Origin of the sequence: Kitasatospora sp. NPDC059088, assembly GCF_042738155.1 — a bacterium.
Lineage (GTDB): Bacteria > Actinomycetota > Actinomycetes > Streptomycetales > Streptomycetaceae > Kitasatospora.
The window spans coordinates 22,262-25,449 of sequence record NZ_JBHYGR010000138.1 but is presented as its reverse complement, the minus strand read 5'-3'; the positions used below and the strand labels follow the sequence as shown (position 1 = coordinate 25,449).

Here is a 3,188-nt window from a genome sequence, read left to right as displayed (position 1 = left end):
GTTGCTCACCTCCCCGCCGCTCGGTACCCGGCGCGCCCCGCTGTTGGGCGCGGGGGTGGACCCGGGGGGCAACCGCGGGGGGGGGGGCCCCCCCCCGGGGGGGGGGCCCCCCCCGTCGGCCGGCCGCGTCAGGCGTCGATGCGGGAGCGGTCCAGGGTGGCCGCCGAGTCCACGATGAACTCCTTGCGCGGGGCGACGTCGTTGCCCATCAGCAGGTCGAAGATCTTCTCGGCCTGCTCCAGGTCGCCCAGGTTGATCCGGCGCAGGGTGCGGTGGCGCGGGTCCACGGTGGTCTCGGCCAGCTGGTCGGCGTCCATCTCGCCCAGGCCCTTGTACCGCTGCACCGGCTCCTTCCAGCGCTGCCCCTTGCGCTGGAACTCCAGCAGGGTGGAGCGCAGCTCGGCGTCGGAGTAGGTGTAGTGGTACTTCTCCTGGCCGCGCTTGGGGCTGGTGAGCTCGATCCGGTGCAGCGGCGGGACGGCGGCGAAGACCCGGCCCTGCTCGACCATCGGCCGCATGTAGCGGTGGAAGAGGGTCAGCAGCAGGGTGCGGATGTGCGAGCCGTCGACGTCGGCGTCGGCCATGAAGATCACACGGCCGTAGCGGGCCTGGTCGATGTCGAAGGTGCGGCCCGAGCCGGCCCCTATCACCTGGATGATCGCGGCGCACTCGGCGTTCTTGAGCATGTCGCTCACCGACGCCTTCTGCACGTTGAGGATCTTGCCGCGGATCGGTAGCAGCGCCTGGAACTCGGAGTTGCGGGCGAGCTTGGCGGTGCCGAGCGCGGAGTCGCCCTCGACGATGAACAGTTCGCTGCGGTCGACGTCGTCGCTGCGGCAGTCGGCCAGCTTGGCGGGCAGCGAGCTGGTCTCCAGCGCGGTCTTGCGGCGCTGGGCCTCCTTGTGCTGCCGGGCGGCGACCCGGGTGCGGGCGGCCGCGACGACCTTCTCCAGCACGGCCCGGGCCTGCTGCTTCTGGTCCTTCTTGGCCGAGGTGAGGAAGGCCTTGAGCTCCTTGGCGACGACGGCCGCGACGATCCGGTTGGCCGCCGAGGTGCCGAGCACCTCCTTGGTCTGGCCCTCGAACTGCGGCTCGGCGAGCCGGACGGTGACCACGGCGGTGAGGCCCTCGGTGGCATCGTCCTTGGTGATGTCGTCCTCGGCGACGCGCAGCAGCTTGGCGCCGCGCAGCGCCTCGTTGACGGTCTTGGCCAGCGAGCGCTCGAAGCCGGTGACGTGGGTGCCGCCCTTGGGGGTGGCGATGATGTTGACGAACGAGCGCAGGGTGGTGTCGTACCCGGTGCCCCAGCGCAGCGCGATGTCCACGCCGAGGTGGCGGGTCACCTCGGTCGGGGTCATGTGGCCGAGGTCGTCCAGGACCGGCACGGTCTCCTTGAAGGTGCCCTCGCCCTGCAGCCGCACCACGTCGCTGACCGGCTTGTCGGGGGCCAGGAACTCGCAGAACTCGGCGATGCCGCCGTCGTAGTGGAAGACCGACTCCTCGACCTGCTCGCTCTCGGTGAGCCGCTCGTCACGCACGACGATGGTCAGGCCGGGGACGAGGAAGGCCGTCTGCCGGGCGCGGTTGTGCAGGTGCTCCAGGGAGAGCTTGGCGTCCTTGAGGAAGATCTGCCGGTCGGCCCAGTAACGGATCCGGGTGCCGGTGCGGGTCTTGGGCACCTTGCGGGTCCTGGTGGTGCCGTTGGCGGGCTCGAAGGGCGCGTCCGGGCTGGCCTCGGTGAAGATGCCGGGGGTGCCGCGGCGGAAGCTGATCGCGTGGGTGTGGCCGCTGCGGTCGACCTCGACGTCCAGCCGCGCGGAGAGCGCGTTCACGACCGAGGCGCCGACGCCGTGCAGACCGCCGGAGGCCGCGTAGGAGCCGCCGCCGAACTTGCCGCCGGCGTGCAGCTTGGTCATCACGACCTCGACGCCGGACAGCCCGGTCTTGGGCTCGACGTCCACCGGGATGCCGCGGCCGTTGTCGCGGACCTCCACCGAGGAGTCCGGGTGCAGCAGCACCTCGATCCGGTCGCAGTAGCCGCCCAGCGCCTCGTCCACCGAGTTGTCGATGATCTCCCAGAGGCAGTGCATCAGGCCGCGGCTGTCCGTGGAGCCGATGTACATGCCGGGGCGCTTGCGGACGGCCTCCAGGCCTTCCAGGACGAGCAGGTGCCGCGCGGTGTAGTTGGAACCGTCGTCGCCGGCCAGCAGCGCGGACGGCACGGTCGTTTCGGCACTCACGCGGCACTCTCCTCGGTGAAGTTCTGTCTCATCGGTCACATCCGGACGCATCCGGACCAACCGCCAGTGCAGCACGCCGCACCGACAGTCGTCGCTCTGTGTGCTCGCACCCCTGCGACGGGTGCACAGCACGGCGGGCCGGCCCCGCGCAGCTTGTACGCGCTGCGCGAACAAGGACCGCGCCCGGGCTTGGGCCCCGGGGGCGCCATCTCCTCCCGGTACCACCGGTCCTGGCGGATCGTGGGGTCCGGCACAGGCTCCGGAACTGCCGTTATGCAGGCTACCGGGGCCCGGGACGGGGCTTATGCTCCAACCCGGCAGAGGATTATGCTACGCGGACCTCGACCCCGGTCCCGATCGGACGTTCGAGCGACGGGCGGATCCCGGGATTCGGTACGCATGAACCACCGACGCCCGGGGCACCTCCTCATCAACACAGCAGAATCCTCAGAGAAGAAAAGCCACGAGCGGGAACGTTTTCGGCCTGGTTGGATGTTGACCCTGGTACGACAGCTCGTCGAGCTAGAGAAGAGGCGACGTGACTACTGTTCTGACACCTGCGAGCCCGCTCACCGCGGCGGACCGCTGCGACCGCTGCGGCGCCCAGGCCTACCTGCGCGTCGTACTCGCCAGCGGCGGAGAGCTGCTCTTCTGCGCCCACCACGGCCGGAAGTTCGAGCCGGAGCTCAAGAAGATCGCCGTGGAGATACAGGACGAGAGCGGCCGTCTCACCACCAGCACCACCGCGACGGCCGCCGAAGAAGAGCGCTGATCCCAGGCGCCGCCACCAGCAGCCAGCGTCGAGCTGTGTCCGGCCGCGCACCGCGCGCGACCGGGGAGGCCCGGGGGGGGGGGGCGCGGGGGGGGGCGCCCCCCCCCCCCCCCGCGCGCCCCCCCCCCCCCCCCCCCTCGCGCCCCCCCCCCCCCCCCCCGCCCGCCCCCGCGCCC

General features: G+C 71.4%; 2 protein-coding genes. One reads left to right on the top strand and one right to left on the bottom strand.

All coding sequences use genetic code 11. The annotated features are described in order from the left end of the window. Positions 1 to 128 precede the first annotated feature (128 nt). On the bottom strand, positions 129 to 2,240 hold the full coding sequence (locus ACFWXO_RS38010; protein ID WP_380529964.1) for a type IIA DNA topoisomerase subunit B: 2,112 nt from the start codon (positions 2,238 to 2,240) through the stop codon (positions 129 to 131). A 538-nt stretch (positions 2,241 to 2,778) separates the two neighbouring features. On the opposite strand from ACFWXO_RS38010, the gene ACFWXO_RS38005 reads away from it, so the two are divergent. Then, positions 2,779 to 3,012 (top strand): hypothetical protein, encoded by a 234-nt coding sequence (locus ACFWXO_RS38005; protein WP_375889296.1) that lies wholly within the window; start codon positions 2,779 to 2,781, stop codon positions 3,010 to 3,012. The last annotated feature ends 176 nt before the right edge of the window (positions 3,013 to 3,188 follow it).